The following is a 15244-nucleotide window of genomic DNA, read 5'->3' as shown; positions in this document are numbered from 1 at the left end:
TTACGCCTTACGATCACTGATGGCGCTTGCGCAGATTCTCAATGACCGTCGTCAGGTCGAGATCCTGATCCTGCAGCAGGACCAACAGGTGATACATCAAATCCGATGCTTCGTTGGTCAGTTCGAATTTGTCATGTACCGTGGCTGCCAGCGCGGTTTCGACACCTTCTTCACCCACTTTTTGTGCGATGCGCTTGGTGCCGCTGGCATACAGTTTCGCGGTATAGGAACTTGCCGGGTCGGCTGTTTTGCGTGCAGCGAGTAGCTGTTCAAGTTGATACAAGAACAACCACTGATGACTGGTCTCGCCGAAGCAGCTACTGGTGCCTTTATGGCAGGTGGGTCCGACAGGATCCACCAGCACCAGCAGGGTATCGTTATCACAGTCTGGCGCAATGCTGACCACGTTCAGAAAGTTGCCCGACGTCTCGCCTTTGGTCCACAGACGCTGTTTGGTGCGTGAGAAAAAGGTGACTTTGCCGGTTGCAAGGGTTTTATCCAGCGCGTCTGGGTTCATATAGCCCAGCATCAACACTTCACCGGACACCGCGTGCTGTACGACGGCAGGCATCAGTCCGTCGGTCTTTTCCCAGTCCAGTTGGCTGCGTTGTTGCTCTGTTAACATATCCTGATCTCCACGCCCTGCGTTGCCAGGTACGCTTTTAATTCACCAATATTGATTATCTGTTTGTGGAAGACGGAGGCGGCAAGCGCGCCATCGACATCGGCATCGCGGAAAGCCTCGAGGAAGTGTTCCATGGTTCCCGCACCGCCGGACGCGATCAGCGGTACGCGGCAAACGTCACGTACCTTTTTCAACTGTTCGAGGTCGTAACCGTTACGCACGCCGTCCTGGTTCATCATGTTGAGGACGATTTCTCCGGCACCGCGCTTTTGCACTTCCTGTACCCAGTCAAGAGTTTCCCAGGTGGTAACGCGGGTGCGGCTTTCGTCGCCGGTATACTGATTGACATGGTACTTACCGGTTTCAGCGTCGTGCCAGGTATCAATACCCACCACAATACACTGTACGCCAAAGCGATCTGCCAGACGGGTAATCAGCGTCGGGTCAGCCAGGGCTGGCGAATTGATGGAGATTTTGTCTGCACCAAACGAGAGAATTTTGGCCGCGTCGTCAACCGACTTGATCCCGCCCGCCACGCAGAAAGGAATGTCGATCACTTCCGCGACGCGCGAAACCCAGCTTTTATCGACCACACGACCATCGCTGGACGCGGTAATATCGTAAAACACCAGTTCATCGGCACCTTCATCGGCGTAGCGTTTCGCCAGCGGGACGATGTCGCCGATGATTTCGTGATTACGGAACTGCACGCCTTTCACGACCTGACCATCGCGAACGTCGAGGCAAGGGATTATACGTTTTGCCAGCATTGGATCGCCTCCTTAACGGTGAATTTGCCTTCCAGCAGCGCACGCCCGACGATCACGCCGCGCACGCCGGTTCCGCGCAGGGCCGCAACGTCATTGATGTCGCCAATGCCACCGGAGGATTGAAAGGCAATTTGCGGGTATTTTGCACAGACTTCTTCATACAAGGAGACATTCGAGCCCGCCAGCGTGCCATCGCGAGAAATATCCGTACAGAGCACATGTTTCAGGCCCTCTGGCAGATAGGTTTCGACCAGTTCTTCGAGCGAAACGCCGGAGTTTTCCTGCCAGCCGCTCACCGCCACCTGTTTGTTTCCTTGCACATCTATGCGTACGTCGAGCGCCAACACCAGGGCATCAGCGCCAAAACGCGCGAACCAGCCTTTCACCATGTCTGGCGACTTTACCGCCGTGGAGCCAACCACCACACGAGCGACACCCGCTGCCAGCAGGGCCGCAACGTCGTCTTCAGTACGTACGCCGCCACCGACCTGGACCGGTACGTTCACGCCAGCTACCAAGGTTTTGATCAGCGGGATCTGTCGTTTCGCCGGATCTTTCGCGCCGGTTAAGTCAACCAGGTGTAACACCTCGGCACCCTGCGCAGCGTAATCCTGTAAACGCGGTAGTGGGTCGGTGCCATAATCGCGCTGCTGTGCATAATCGCCCTGATGGAGACGCACGACGGTGCCGTCGATCAAATCTAAAGCCGGAATAATCATCACATCTCCAGAAAGTTTTTCAGCAACTGTGCGCCAGCGGCACCCGAACGCTCCGGGTGGAACTGCACGCCAAAGAAGTTATCTTTTTGTACGGCGGCGGTGAACGGTTCGCCGTAGTGGCATTGGGCGATGGTCCACGGATTGACCGGCATGGCATAGCTGTGCACAAAATAGAAATACGCGCCGTCTTCAATGCCCTGGAATAACCGGTTGCCTGCCTGCGGGTAGACGCGGTTCCAGCCCATATGCGGCAGCGGTAAACCGAAATCGGTCATCTTCGGTACGTCCTGATCGACGATGCCCAGCAGGTCGACGCCGTTCGTCTCCTCACTTCGCCGCCCCAGAATTTGCATTCCGAGGCAAATGCCCAGCACTGGCTGCGTGCAAGCTTTTATCAGCTCGATCAGTTCGCGCTCGCGTAACTGGTCCATTGCCGCCTGTGCCGTACCGACGCCGGGGAGAAAAAGTTTATCGGCCATTAACACCACGTCCGGGTCGCGGCTGACCACCGGATCATAACCGTGACGCGCGACTGCGGATTTCACCGAGTTCAGGTTGGCGCAGCCGGTGTCGAGGATCACCACGTTCATCACAGCACTCCTTTGGAGGAGGGAAGGGTATCACCCTCAACGCGAATGGCCTGGCGCAGGGTACGGCCGAAAGCTTTGAACAGACTCTCCACGCGATGATGGTCGTTTTTACCTTTGGTCTTCAGATGCAGCGTCACGCCCATGGTGTAGGAGAGTGAACGGAAGAAGTGTTCGATCATCTCGGTACTCAGATCGCCGACGCGCTGATAGGTGAACTCGGCACGGTATTCGAGGTGCGGACGCCCAGAGATATCCAGCGCACAGCGCGCCAGGCATTCGTCCATCGGCAGCACAAAGCCAAAACGGTTGATACCGCGCTTATCACCGAGCGCCAGTTTTAACGCTTCGCCCAGCGCCAGACCGGTGTCTTCCACGGTGTGGTGATCGTCAATGTAAAGATCGCCTTTGACGGTAATCTCCATGCGGAACCCGCCGTGTGTCGCAATTTGATCGAGCATATGGTCGAAGAAGCCGACGCCGGTGTTAATTTTGCTGCCGCCTTCACGGTCCAGCCACACTTTGACGTCAATCTGTGTCTCTTTGGTGACGCGCTCAACGTGGGCGTAGCGATCGCGTTTCGTCAGTTGCTCGCCGATTGCCGTCCAGTTCAGCGTCTCGCGATGGTAACGGAGCCCGGTAATCCCCATGTTTTCAGCCAACTGGATATCGGTAGCGCGATCGCCAATCACGTAGCTGTTGGCGCTGTCCATCGCCTGCTCAGCGAGATAGCGTTCGACCAGCTTCACTTTCGGCTTACGGCAGTCGCACTCATCTGCAGGCAAGTGCGGGCAGATCAGCACTTCATCAAACTGCACGCCCTGAGAGGTCAGGATTTGCATCATCAGATTATGCGGGCCGTCGAAATCGGCTTGCGGGAAGCTTTGCGTTCCCAGACCGTCCTGATTAGTGATCATCACCAGCTTAAAGCCCGCGTTTTGCAGCTTCAGCAGCACCGGCACTACGTCGGGCTCGAAGGCGAGTTTGTCAAAGCGATCCACCTGGAAATCGCTCGGCGGTTCGGAAATCAGGGTTCCATCACGATCGATAAAGAGATACTTCTGGCTCATACTTGCTCCGCACGTAAAGCGTCAATGACGCGCTGGCTTTCTTCACGGGTACCAACAGTAATACGCAGACAGCCGCTTAAAGAAGGTTGCTTGTTCTGGTCTCGTAAGATAATGCCCTGATCCCACAAAGATTTAAATACGCTACTGGAGGCGGTAAAGCGCGCCAGAATGTAGTTGGTTTCGGAGTCAAAAACCTGTTCAACACAGGCAATCTCTTTAAGCGCCTTCACCAGGTACTGACGCTCAAGCAGGATCTGCGCCACGCGTTCGCGCATAGCATTGACGCCTTGCGGGCTCAGCGCTTGTTCGGCAATGTCGGCAACAGGGGTAGAAAGCGGGTAGGGAGCGATCACTTTCAACAACAGGTTAATCACCTCCTCATTCGCCAGCGTAAAGCCGCAGCGCAGACCAGCGAGGGCAAACGCCTTGGACAGCGTGCGCAGAATGACGAGGTTAGGATACTCAGAAAGCCAACCCGCCAGCGTTGCCTGCGGGCAAAACTCGATATAGGCCTCGTCGGCGACCACAATGGCTTTGCCACGTGTCAGTTCCAGCAGCGTGCGCAGATCCTGCGGGTTAATCAGTTGTCCGGTGGGGTTATTGGGACTGCACACATAGACCACCTTCACGCCATCCAGATTGTCAGAAATGGCCTGCATATCCAGTTGCCAGTCGGCGAGCGCCGGTACGGTACGGCATTCGACGCCAATGGTTTCGGCGCTGACGCTATACATCCCATAGGTGGGCGGGCAGAAGAGAATCGCGTCTTTCCCCGGTTCGCAGAAGGCGCGGATAAGCAGCTCAATGCCTTCATCTGCGCCACGACTGACCAGTACCTGCTCCGGTTTAACTCCGGCGTACTGCGCATAATTTTCAATCACCGCTTTCGGCTGGCATTCCGGGTAACGGTTCAACGTTTGCCGGGTGAGTTGATATTCAACCGCTGTCGGGAATTCGTTGGCATTGAGCCAGACGTCGCCGTTGCCGCCCAGACGACGAGCAGATTGATACGGCGTCAGATTGCGGACGTTTTCACGGGCTAAGTCGGTGACGCTGAACGTGTTTTCAGTGCTCATGCTTGCTCCTTCAGGGCGTTAACGCGCAGGGTGACGGCATTTTTGTGAGCGGTCAGGCGTTCCGCCGCCGCCAGTGTCTCGATGGTTGAAGCCAGCGCGGAGAATCCCGCTTTCGACAGTTCCTGAACCGTCATGCGCTTCTGAAAATCCGCCAGCCCGAGGCTGGAACAGGTGGCGGTATAGCCGTAGGTCGGCAGCACGTGGTTAGTCCCGGAGGCGTAATCGCCCGCTGATTCCGGCGACCAGTCACCGAGGAACACCGAACCGGCACTGGTGATGTCATCAACCAGCTCGCGGGCATGACGGGTTTGAATAATCAGGTGCTCAGGTCCATAGAGGTTAGAGATGGCAATACACTGCGCCAAATCTTTCGTCACGATTAATCGACTGGCGCTGAGCGCCTGACGCGCCGTTTCTGCGCGCGGGAGTTCAGCCAGTTGACGTTCAACGGCTTCGGCAACGCGACGGGCGATGTCGGCATCCGGGGTCAGCAGAATGACCTGGGAATCCGGACCGTGTTCCGCTTGCGAAAGCAGATCGGAGGCGACGAAATCCGGCGTGGCGCCGCTGTCGGCAATCACCAGTACTTCGGACGGTCCGGCTGGCATATCAATCGCCGCGCCGTCAAGACGCTGGCTCACCTGACGCTTCGCTTCGGTCACAAATGCGTTTCCAGGGCCAAAAATTTTGTCTACTTTCGGCACGGATTCGCTGCCAAACGCCAGCGCGGCAATGGCCTGTGCACCGCCAACATTAAAGACTTCCTGCACACCGCACAGCTGCGCCGCGTAGAGAATTTCATCGGCAATCGGCGGCGGGGAACACAGCACCACCTTCTTACAGCCCGCAATACGTGCCGGGGTGGCGAGCATCAGCACGGTAGAAAAGAGCGGGGCGGATCCGCCGGGAATATACAAACCGACGGACGCCACCGGACGCGTCACCTGCTGGCAGCGGACGCCTGGCTGGGTTTCAACATCAACGATCGGTAATTGTTGCGCGTTGTGGAAGGTTTCAATGTTTTGCACCGCGACAGCCATCGCCTGTTTGAGATCGTCGCTCAGTCGTGCGCTGGCGGCGGCTATCTCTGCTGTGGTCACCTTTAGCGCCGCAACCTCGGTTTTATCAAACTTCGCGCTGTACTCGCGCAGGGCGTCATCACCACGGGTTTTGACGTTATCCAGAATCTCGCTCACGGTGCGGGTGATGCTGTCAGACGCGGAAATCGCCGGGCGCGTCAGTAATTCACGCTGCTGCTCAGGGGAACAGGCGTTCCAGTTAATGATTGTGCTAAAGCTCATGGCCATCACTCCATCATCTTCTCAATTGGCAGCACCAGAATCGAACTGGCGCCGAGCGCTTTCAGTTTTTCCATCGTCTCCCAGAACAGGGTTTCGCTGCTGACCATGTGCATCGCCACGCGTTGCTGATCGCCAGCCAGCGGCAGAATAGTTGGGCGTTCGGCGCCTGGCAGCAGCGCGATGACCTCTTCCAGACGCTCGCTTGGCGCGTGCATCATGATGTATTTCGATTCGCGAGCCTGGATAACGCCCTGAATACGGGTCAGCAGCTTATCGACCAGTTGCTGCTTGGCGTCGGTCATCTCACCGTCACGCTGGATCAGACAGGCTTTAGAACGGTAAATCACTTCGACTTCGCGCAGCCCGTTGGCTTCCAGGGTCGCGCCGGTCGAGACCAGATCGCAGATGGCATCGGCGAGGCCCGCGCGCGGAGCCACTTCCACAGAACCGTTAAGCAAGCAGGATTTAAAAGAGACGCCTTTCTGGTCGAGATAACGTTTGAGCAGGTGCGGATAAGAGGTGGCGATGCGCTTGCCATCCAACGCGGCGGGGCCATCCCAGGCTTCATCCACTGGCGTTGCCAGGGAAAGGCGGCAACCGCCAAAGTCGAGACGACGCAGCGTAAAGTAGCGAGGATCTTCACCCTGGGCGCGGCGGTTCAGCAGTTCTTCTTCCAGAACGTTCTCACCGATGATGCCCAGGTCAACCACGCCGTCCATCACCAGACCGGGGATATCGTCGTCACGCACACGCAGAATATCAATTGGCATATTCTCTGCCATCGCAATCAGGCGCTGAGTGTGTAAATTAATTTTAATCCCACAGCGGGCGAGTAATTCGCGTGAGTCATCGCTCAAACGACCTGATTTCTGAATAGCTATGCGTAAACGGCTGTTGTCTAACATTCTCTTTTCCTCTTTATCCTGTCTGAACCTGTCTGAATTTCGCGCCAAAAAAAAGCCCCCGGAAGATGATCTTCCGGGGGCTTTCTCATGCGTTCATGCACCACTGGAAGATCTGAATGTCTCCCAGCACACATCGCCTGAAAGACTAGTCAGGATGATGGTGATGATGGTGATGTTTAAATTGAACGCGTGTCATAAAATTCTCGATGAATGCTTATTCATGTGATGCCTTTTAACCTAAACCACTTTAACGTCTTAAAGCAAGCGCTTTTTTTAATTCCTATTTATAGTATGAATTGTCAGTCTTAAAGCGCTGGCGTAGCCTTATAGACATAGTGCTGGAGTCAGGAGAAAACGGATGAAAAAGGTCGCAGTTGTCGGTTTAGGATGGTTAGGCATGCCGCTGGCGATGTCGCTCGCTGCCAGAGGCTGGCAGGTGACGGGGAGCAAAACCACCCAGGATGGCGTGGAAGCGGCCAGAATGAGCGGGATCGAAGGATATCCGCTACGGCTCGAGCCTGAATTGGTGTGTGAAACAGACGATCTGGATGCGCTGATGGATGTCGATGCGCTGGTGATTACCTTACCGGCTCGACGCAGCGGTCCGGGAGAAGACTTCTATTTGCAGGCGATGCAGGAGCTGGTGGACAGCGCGCTGGCGTATCGTATTCCGCGCATTATCTTTACCAGTTCGACCTCCGTCTATGGTGATGTCCAGGGGACGGTAAAAGAGGGAACCCCGCGTAATCCGGTCACCGCCAGCGGCCGTGTGTTAAAAGAGCTGGAAGACTGGCTGCATAATTTACCGGGTACCTCGGTTGATATCTTGCGACTGGCCGGGTTGGTAGGGCCGGGGCGTCATCCAGGCCGCTTCTTCGCGGGCAAAACCGCGCCTGACGGCGAACACGGCGTCAATCTGGTGCATCTGGAAGATGTGATTGCCGCCATTACGCTGCTGTTACAGGCACCGAAAGGGGGACACATCTATAATATATGTGCGCCTTCGCATCCTGCACGCAATGTGTTTTATCCGCAGATGGCGCGTCTGTTGGGAATGGAGCCGCCGCAGTTCCGCGATTCTGCGGATAACGGTAAAGGTAAAGGTAAAATTATCGATGGCAGCCGGATTTGTAATGAGCTTGGGTTTGAATACCAGTATCCCGATCCGCTGGTGATGCCGTTGGAGTAATGCATACCGCCAGCAGTTAGTCGCCATACAACGCAAGGGGGCGTGTATGAAACCACTGCTGGACGTGCTCATCATCCTTGATGCCCTTGAGAAAGAGGGCAGCTTCGCGGCGGCGTCCGCCAAACTGTATAAGACGCCGTCAGCTCTTAGCTATACCGTCCATCGTCTGGAAAGCGACCTCAACATTCAGATCCTCGATCGCAGTGGCCATCGCGCCCGGTTCACGCGCACGGGGCAAATGCTGTTAGAGAAAGGGCGAGAAGTTCTGCATACCGTGCGGGAACTGGAAAAGCAGGCGATAAAACTCCACGAAGGCTGGGAAAATGAACTGGTGATCGGCGTGGACGATACCTTTCCTTTTTCCCTGCTCGCCCCCCTGATTGAATCCTTTTATCAGCACCACAGCGTCACGCGCCTGAAATTCATTAATGGCGTGTTGGGGGGATCGTGGGATGCGCTGATCCAGGGCAGGGCGGATATTATTGTTGGCGCGATGCATGAACCTCCTTCATCCAGCGACTTTAGCGTTGCGCGCCTGGGTGAGCTGGAACAGATTTTCGCCGTTGCGCCACACCATCCGCTGGCTGAAGAAGCCGAGCCGCTGAGCCGCAGTACCATCAAACGCTATCGCGCGATTGTGGTCGGCGACAGTTCGCCTCTCGCTGCTGCAACGGCGACGCAACTGCTTGACGATCAAGAGGCCATCACCGTCTTCGATTTTAAAACCAAACTGGAACTGCAAATCAGCGGTCTGGGATGCGGTTATCTTCCGCGTTATCTGGCGCAGCGCTTCCTGGAAAGTGGGGCGCTGATCGAGAAAAAAGTGGCGGCGCAAATTCTCTTTGAACCAGTATGGATGGGGTGGAATGAGCAGACGGCGGGGCTCGCCAGCGCCTGGTGGCGGGACGCGATTTTAGCAAATAGTGCTATTGCGGGGATCTATAAAAAAGACGATAGCGAAAAATCAAACATTTAAGAAAAAATAGTTCGCGACAAGCTACTCATTCTCTTGTCTTTTCGCCTCATTTTAGTGCACAATGCGCCGCTTGCAAAAAATGACATTAACCGACGTTTTAATACGCGTCGGTTATTTTTTTGCATCAAACCAATCATTCATACAAAGAGGCCGGGCTTCGTACCGGATAGATATTTACTAAAAACCGACAGTTGTTGTCGCTGAGGAATCCAGAAGATGGGGCAATTTTTTGCTTACGCGACGGCATTCGCCGTAAAGGGGAATGACCATGTCGCATAACGCTACTCCAAAAACCTCTCGCGTGGAATTGCGTAAAACGCTTACGCTGATTCCGGTTGTCATGATGGGCCTTGCCTATATGCAGCCAATGACGCTGTTCGATACGTTTGGTATCGTTTCAGGCCTCACTGACGGTCACGTTGCAACGGCGTATGCCTTTGCGCTGGTCGCTATTCTTTTTACTGCGTTGAGCTACGGTAAACTGGTTCGCCGTTTCCCGTCCGCTGGCTCAGCGTATACCTACGCCCAGAAATCCATTAGTCCGACCGTCGGCTTTATGGTTGGTTGGTCATCTCTGCTGGACTACCTGTTCATGCCGATGATCAACATCCTGTTGGCAAAAATTTACTTTGAAGCGCTGGTGCCGTCCGTACCGTCGTGGATCTTTGTTGTTGCGCTGGTGGCCTTTATGACTATCTCCAACCTGCGTAGCATCAAGACCGTGGCAAACTTCAATACCCTGATTGTGATCCTGCAGATGGGCATTGTGGCGGTGATTGTTGGCCTGATCATCTACGGCGTTTCGAACGGTGAAGGTGCGGGTACGCTGACCAGCACGCGTCCGTTCTGGTCGGAAGGTGCGCACGTCGTACCAATGATTACCGGAGCAACGATTCTGTGCTTCTCGTTCCTGGGCTTTGACGGTATCTCTTCGCTGTCTGAAGAGACCAAAGATGCAGAGCGCGTGATCCCGAAGGCTATCTTCCTGACGGCGCTGATTGGCGGCCTGGTATTCATCGGTGCCTCTTACTTCCTGCAACTGTACTTCCCGGATATCTCTCGCTTTAAGGATCCAGATGCCTCTCAGCCTGAAATCATGCTGTATGTGGCGGGTAAAACCTTCCAGTGGGGCGTGCTGATTTTCTCCAGCGTGACCGTTCTGGCGTCCGGTATGGCGGCACACGCAGGCGTCTCTCGTCTGATGTACGTGATGGGCCGTGACGGCGTATTCCCGACGCGCTTCTTTGGTTACATTCATCCGAAGTGGCGTACCCCGGCATGGAACGTGCTGCTGGTGGGGGCAATTGCGCTGATGGCGATTAAATTTGACCTGGTGACGGCGACGGCGCTGATCAACTTCGGTGCGCTGGTGGCGTTTACCTTCGTGAACCTGTCTGTGATTTCACAGTTCTGGATCCGCGAAAAACGCAACAAGACGCTGAAAGACCACTTCAACTATCTGGTGCTGCCGGTATGTGGCGCGCTGACTGTTGGGGCGCTGTGGATCAACCTGGAAGAGAGCTCTATGGTTCTGGGGCTGATCTGGGCCGGTATTGGTCTGGTGTATCTGGCCTGCGTGACCAAAAGTTTCCGCAACCCGGTTCCGCAGTACGAAGATATCGCCCAGTAATTCATAAGGTTTGTAGACCCGGTAAGCGAAGCGACACCGGGCAGGAAGCCGGAGTTAACCACTCCGGCTTTTTTTATGTCGCTGGTTTATTTCCCGTCATTATTCATAACCATTCGTTCTAAATTAGAGAATTTCGTTATTGGTTCCCGGCCGCATGCTCAGGAATAATTTCCTGATTGATATTCTTCAGGCTAATGAATTTATGTTTTCAATGATTTTAAGCGGGGTTATCTGCGGCGCGCTGTTGGGCTTTGTGATGCAACGTGGTCGATTCTGCCTGACCGGCGGTTTCCGCGACATGTATATCGCTAAAAACAACCGTATGTTTTATGCGCTGCTGATTGCGATTTCCGTGCAGAGCGTCGGTGCCTTTGCGCTGATTCAGGCGGGAGTGATTCGTTACGATGCGGGCGCGTTCCCGTGGCTCGGTACCGTTGTTGGCGGTTATATCTTCGGGATTGGAATTGTCTATGCGGGCGGATGTGCCACCGGAACCTGGTATCGTGCGGGTGAGGGGCTGATCGGCAGCTGGATAGCACTGGCGACCTACATGGTGATGAGCGCGGTAATGCGTTCGCCCCATGCCAGCGGTTTAAACCAGACGCTAAAAACGTACAGCACGGAGCACAACTCCATTGCTGACACGCTGAACCTTTCCGTCTGGCCGCTGATCGCCGTTCTGCTGGTGGTGACGCTCTGGGTAGTCAGTAAAGAACTGAAAAAGCCAAAGCTGAAAGTCGCCTCTTTGCCGCCGCGTCGTACCGGGCTTGCACATATTTTGTTTGAAAAACGCTGGCATCCGTTCGTGACGGCGGTACTGATTGGTCTTATCGCGCTGCTGGCCTGGCCGCTGAGCGAAGCTACCGGGCGTATGTTTGGGCTCGGGATCACCTCGCCGACGGCTAACATTCTGCAGTTCCTGGTGGCGGGAGACAGCAAATTCCTTAACTGGGGCGTTTTCCTGGTGTTGGGGATTTTCCTTGGTTCGTTCATCGCGGCGAAAGCCAGTCGTGAATTCCGCGTGCGGGCTGCCGATGCGGCAACCACGCTGCGCAGCGGCTTCGGCGGGATCCTGATGGGATTTGGCGCCAGTATTGCCGGTGGTTGCTCTATCGGTAACGGTCTGGTGATGACGGCGATGATGACCTGGCAGGGCTGGATTGGCCTGGTATTTATGATCCTTGGCGTCTGGACCGCGTCATGGATTGTGTTTGTTCGACCGCAGCGTAAAGCCCGTCTGGCAACCGCTGCGGCAAATTAAGCGTAAGGATTAATGATGGCGATTAAAAAACTGGACGTGGTCACACAGGTTTGCCCGTTCCCACTGATTGAAGCAAAAGCCGCGCTGGCTGAAATGGCGAGCGGTGACGAACTGGTAATTGAGTTTGACTGCACACAGGCGACAGAAGCGATCCCACAGTGGGCTGCTGAAGAAGGGCATGCGATTACAGATTATCAGCAGGTTGGCGACGCCGCCTGGAGCATCACCGTCCAGAAAGCGTGATAACAGGCCCTCCGCCGTGGCGCGGAGGGCGATTCTCAGACGATCTCTTCAGCGTACTGCCACAGCGCCTTCAGCAGTACCTGCTTCTCTTTATCATCCGCATATTCCTGATACAACATCTGCAACTCGTCGGCGTAGCGCTGCAAATATTCCGGCGTAAAGACCTGACGACGGTGCTCCAGCCAGCGCTGTTGCTCCGCTTCATCCAGCGTGCCGGGGAAATTACGCGCCCGATAGTTGAACAGCAGTTTCTCAATACGTGGATCGACAAAGGTGATGTCCAGTGCCGGCAGGTTTTGCGGGTCGGTTTCCAGCACAATTTTCATTGCCGCACGGTCAGCATCGCTAAAGAAACCATTATAAAGCTGGGCATCGACGTTGTCAGACGGCGTGAACGGCTCGGCTTCGGCAAAGATGGCGACCACTTTGTCACGCACCTGCGGATTTTCACGCAGGACTTTCAGATTATCGAGACAGTGCTGGCGATTAATCCCCAGACGGTCGGCATCTTCCGGGCGCAGCGTGTTCGCCTGCGCCAGCACCGGGCATTTGTTGATGTGCACCAGCTTCAGCGGCACGGCGGCGGTATCGCCCAGATCGGCTTTGGCGGTGTACAGACGTTCGCGCAGGGTGTCGCTGTCCAGTTCCAGCAACGGCGAAATATCACCGGCCAGGTCGACCATGATCACCGCATTACGGTTATCCGGATGCCAGGCTAGCGGTGCAACCCAACTGGTGTTGCCGCGCCATGCGCCAAACATGCCGGAAACATGCACCAGCGGTTTCATTTGCGGCACGTCAATCAGCGCGGCCAGCTTGTGCTTATTGCGGTGCGTATAGAGATACTCAAACAGACGTGGCTGCCGTGACTTCACCAGTTGCGCCATCGCAATGGTGGCATAGACATCCGCCATCGCATCGTGCGCGTTGCTGTGCTCAATACCGTTTGCTTTCGTCAGATGCTCCAGGCGAAAGCTGGGGAGGCCGTCGTCATTTTCCGGCCAGTTGATGCCTTCCGGGCGCAGGGCGTAGCAAGCGCGCATCACGTCCAGCAGATCCCAGCGCGAATTATCATGCTGCCAGCTCCAGGCGTAGGGATCGTAGAAGTTACGGTACAGCACGTTGCGCGTAACCTCGTCGTCGAAGCGCACGTTGTTGTAGCCAATAATGCAGGTTTTCGGCACCGTAAACAGGGTGTGGATCCGCGCGGCAAACGCAGCTTCATTATCACCTTTCTCTCGTGCTTCCTGCGGGGTGATTCCGGTGACCATCACCGCGCCCGGCTGGGGCAAATAGTCATCCGCCGGTTTGCAGTAAAAAACCTCTGGTTCACCGATGATGTTGAATTCGCTATCGGTACGCAGAGCGGCAAATTGCGCAGGTCTGTCGAGCGCCGGATGAATGCCAAAGGTTTCGTAATCGTGGAAGAGAAAGGTGGGTTGTTGCTTGCCGTCATTCATAAATAAGTGGGTTCCGTGACTTCTGGTTGCGCGCTGCCTGGACTGCACAGAGTACCAAAATTCGGCGTGGTAATCAGCCTGACTCACAGAGAAGAAAGACAGAAAGCGGCTGGAGATAAGGTGCAACGGATCAATCAAACAGGGATCAATGTGCGATAAGTCACATTTTCTTGCAATTATTCCCTGTTCGTTTATCAGAATTTCCGTAAAAAGGACGGCTCTTTTGAAACGTCTGAGGACATGCTGTTGAAACCCCGTCTGTTTATTACCGCTTCTTTACTCGCGATGCATCTCTCTTCTGCACTTGCTGCCGGTACGGCTGACTTTGCGCCACCGCCACCTGGCATTGAAGCCGGTTCATGGGTGCTTATGGATTACACCACGGGGCAAATTCTCACGGCGGGTAATGAACATCAACAGCGCAATCCTGCCAGCCTGACCAAGCTGATGACCGGTTACGTGGTCGATCGCGCCATTGACAGCCAGCGCATTACGCCGGACGACATCGTCACCGTGGGACGCGACGCGTGGGCGAAGGACAACCCGGTGTTCGCCGGATCCTCGTTGATGTTCCTCAAAGAAGGGGACCGGGTGTCCGTGCGCGATTTAAGCCGTGGGTTGATTGTTGATTCCGGTAACGACGCCTGCGTAGCGCTGGCAGATTACATCGCCGGAGGACAACCGCAGTTTGTCGCGATGATGAACAATTACGTCAAGAAGCTCAATTTGCGGGACACCCATTTTGAGACGGTGCACGGACTGGATGCCCCTGGTCAGCACAGTTCAGCTTACGATCTGGCGGTGTTGTCCCGGGCAATCATTCATGGTGAGCCGGCGTTTTATCACATGTACAGTGAGAAAAGCCTCACCTGGAACGGTATTACCCAGCAAAACCGTAACGGACTGCTGTGGGATAAAACCATGAACGTTGATGGCCTGAAAACCGGACACACTTCGGGGGCTGGTTTTAACCTGATTGCTTCTGCGGTGGACGGTCAGCGCCGACTGATTGCCGTGGTGATGGGCGCGAATAGCCCAAAAGGGCGTGAGGAGCAGGCACGTAAACTGCTGCACTGGGGACAACAAAATTTCGACACGGTGCAAATCCTGCGCAGCGGTAAGCAGGTCGGAACAGAGCGTATCTGGTACGGTGATAAAGAGAAAATCGCGTTAGGTACCGAACACGATTTCTGGATGGCGCTGCCAAAGGCGGAAATGCCGCACATCAAAGCGAAGTACATCCTGGATAAGAAGGAACTGGAAGCGCCGCTTGCCGCCCATCAACGGGTCGGGGAAATTGAACTCTACGACCGCGACAAACTGGTCGCTCACTGGCCTCTGGTCACGCTGGAAGCCGTCGGTAAGGGAGGCGTCTTCTCCCGTCTGAGTGATTATTTCCATCACAAAGTCTGAATCGTACTGACAGAGACTG

At 55.2% G+C, this 15244-nt stretch carries 17 protein-coding genes and 1 other annotated feature; of the genes, 7 read left to right on the top strand and 10 right to left on the bottom strand.

The window, feature by feature from the left end; all coding sequences use genetic code 11:
• Positions 1–13: 13 nt before the first annotated feature.
• The 9 genes from hisIE to hisL form a co-directional block, all read right to left on the bottom strand.
• Positions 14–625, bottom strand: a complete 612-nt coding sequence (hisIE, locus tag C2U53_RS26210; protein ID WP_104446691.1) for a bifunctional phosphoribosyl-AMP cyclohydrolase/phosphoribosyl-ATP diphosphatase HisIE — start codon at positions 623–625, stop codon at positions 14–16.
• Positions 619–1395 carry an imidazole glycerol phosphate synthase subunit HisF gene (hisF, locus tag C2U53_RS26205; RefSeq protein ID WP_104446690.1) on the bottom strand — a complete coding sequence of 259 codons (777 nt, stop codon included), beginning with the start codon at positions 1393–1395 and terminating at the stop codon, positions 619–621. Before hisF ends, hisIE begins: the two co-directional genes overlap by 7 nt.
• Positions 1377–2114 carry a 1-(5-phosphoribosyl)-5-[(5-phosphoribosylamino)methylideneamino]imidazole-4-carboxamide isomerase gene (gene hisA / locus C2U53_RS26200; protein WP_104446689.1) on the bottom strand — a complete coding sequence of 246 codons (738 nt, stop codon included), beginning with the start codon at positions 2112–2114 and terminating at the stop codon, positions 1377–1379. Before hisA ends, hisF begins: the two co-directional genes overlap by 19 nt.
• Positions 2114–2704, bottom strand: coding sequence for an imidazole glycerol phosphate synthase subunit HisH (gene hisH / locus C2U53_RS26195; RefSeq protein WP_043000211.1), 591 nt, complete (start codon positions 2702–2704; stop codon positions 2114–2116). The genes hisA and hisH overlap by 1 nt, the downstream gene beginning before the upstream one ends.
• Positions 2704–3771, bottom strand: a complete 1068-nt coding sequence (hisB, locus tag C2U53_RS26190; RefSeq protein WP_043000212.1) for a bifunctional histidinol-phosphatase/imidazoleglycerol-phosphate dehydratase HisB — start codon at positions 3769–3771, stop codon at positions 2704–2706. Before hisB ends, hisH begins: the two co-directional genes overlap by 1 nt.
• Entirely contained in the window at positions 3768–4847 is a 1080-nt protein-coding gene (hisC, locus tag C2U53_RS26185) for a histidinol-phosphate transaminase (protein WP_104446688.1), read from the bottom strand. The genes hisB and hisC overlap by 4 nt, the downstream gene beginning before the upstream one ends.
• Positions 4844–6148 (bottom strand): histidinol dehydrogenase, encoded by a 1305-nt coding sequence (gene hisD / locus C2U53_RS26180; protein ID WP_054176356.1) that lies wholly within the window; start codon positions 6146–6148, stop codon positions 4844–4846. Before hisD ends, hisC begins: the two co-directional genes overlap by 4 nt.
• Before the next feature lie 5 nt (positions 6149–6153).
• Positions 6154–7053 (bottom strand): ATP phosphoribosyltransferase, encoded by a 900-nt coding sequence (gene hisG / locus C2U53_RS26175; RefSeq protein WP_043000214.1) that lies wholly within the window; start codon positions 7051–7053, stop codon positions 6154–6156.
• 46 nt (positions 7054–7099) lie between these two features.
• Positions 7100–7223: a sequence feature (His leader region), on the bottom strand.
• Entirely contained in the window at positions 7199–7249 is a 51-nt protein-coding gene (gene hisL / locus C2U53_RS26170) for a his operon leader peptide (protein WP_001364200.1), read from the bottom strand. (Overlaps the previous feature by 25 nt.)
• A gap of 162 nt (positions 7250–7411) precedes the next feature.
• Here hisL and C2U53_RS26165 point away from each other — a divergent pair, with 162 nt between their 5' ends.
• The 6 genes from C2U53_RS26165 to tsuB all read left to right on the top strand — a co-directional run bounded on the left by C2U53_RS26165 (position 7412) and on the right by tsuB (position 12352).
• Positions 7412–8242, top strand: a complete 831-nt coding sequence (locus tag C2U53_RS26165; protein WP_099433269.1) for an SDR family oxidoreductase — start codon at positions 7412–7414, stop codon at positions 8240–8242.
• Positions 8243–8288: 46 nt separating this feature from the next.
• A complete protein-coding gene (locus C2U53_RS26160) occupies positions 8289–9218 on the top strand; it encodes a LysR family transcriptional regulator (protein WP_043000217.1) in 930 nt (309 codons plus the stop codon).
• Between the two features lie 216 nt (positions 9219–9434).
• A complete protein-coding gene (gene yoeI / locus C2U53_RS26155) occupies positions 9435–9497 on the top strand; it encodes a membrane protein YoeI (RefSeq protein ID WP_099433339.1) in 63 nt (20 codons plus the stop codon).
• The gene (locus C2U53_RS26150; protein ID WP_044258725.1) at positions 9487–10848 is read left to right on the top strand and encodes an APC family permease; all 1362 of its coding nucleotides are present in this window, start codon (positions 9487–9489) and stop codon (positions 10846–10848) included. The genes yoeI and C2U53_RS26150 overlap by 11 nt, the downstream gene beginning before the upstream one ends.
• Before the next feature lie 202 nt (positions 10849–11050).
• Positions 11051–12109 (top strand): thiosulfate utilization transporter TsuA/YeeE, encoded by a 1059-nt coding sequence (tsuA, locus tag C2U53_RS26145; protein ID WP_043001890.1) that lies wholly within the window; start codon positions 11051–11053, stop codon positions 12107–12109.
• 15 nt (positions 12110–12124) lie between these two features.
• Positions 12125–12352 carry a thiosulfate utilization sulfurtransferase TsuB/YeeD gene (gene tsuB, locus C2U53_RS26140; RefSeq protein WP_000985275.1) on the top strand — a complete coding sequence of 76 codons (228 nt, stop codon included), beginning with the start codon at positions 12125–12127 and terminating at the stop codon, positions 12350–12352.
• A 35-nt stretch (positions 12353–12387) separates the two neighbouring features.
• Here tsuB and sbcB read toward each other — a convergent pair whose 3' ends face one another.
• Complete coding sequence (gene sbcB / locus C2U53_RS26135) at positions 12388–13812, bottom strand: exodeoxyribonuclease I (RefSeq protein ID WP_104446687.1); 1425 nt, start codon at positions 13810–13812, stop codon at positions 12388–12390.
• 240 nt (positions 13813–14052) lie between these two features.
• Between sbcB and dacD the strand changes: the two genes are divergently transcribed.
• On the top strand, positions 14053–15225 hold the full coding sequence (gene dacD, locus C2U53_RS26130; RefSeq protein ID WP_044257558.1) for a serine-type D-Ala-D-Ala carboxypeptidase DacD: 1173 nt from the start codon (positions 14053–14055) through the stop codon (positions 15223–15225).
• The last annotated feature ends 19 nt before the right edge of the window (positions 15226–15244 follow it).

Origin of the sequence: Citrobacter sp. CFNIH10 (assembly GCF_002934585.1) — a bacterium.
GTDB classification, from domain to species: Bacteria; Pseudomonadota; Gammaproteobacteria; order Enterobacterales; family Enterobacteriaceae; genus Citrobacter_A; species Citrobacter_A amalonaticus.
The sequence above is the reverse complement of the archived record's forward strand: the minus strand, read 5'-3'. Positions and strand labels throughout refer to the sequence as shown.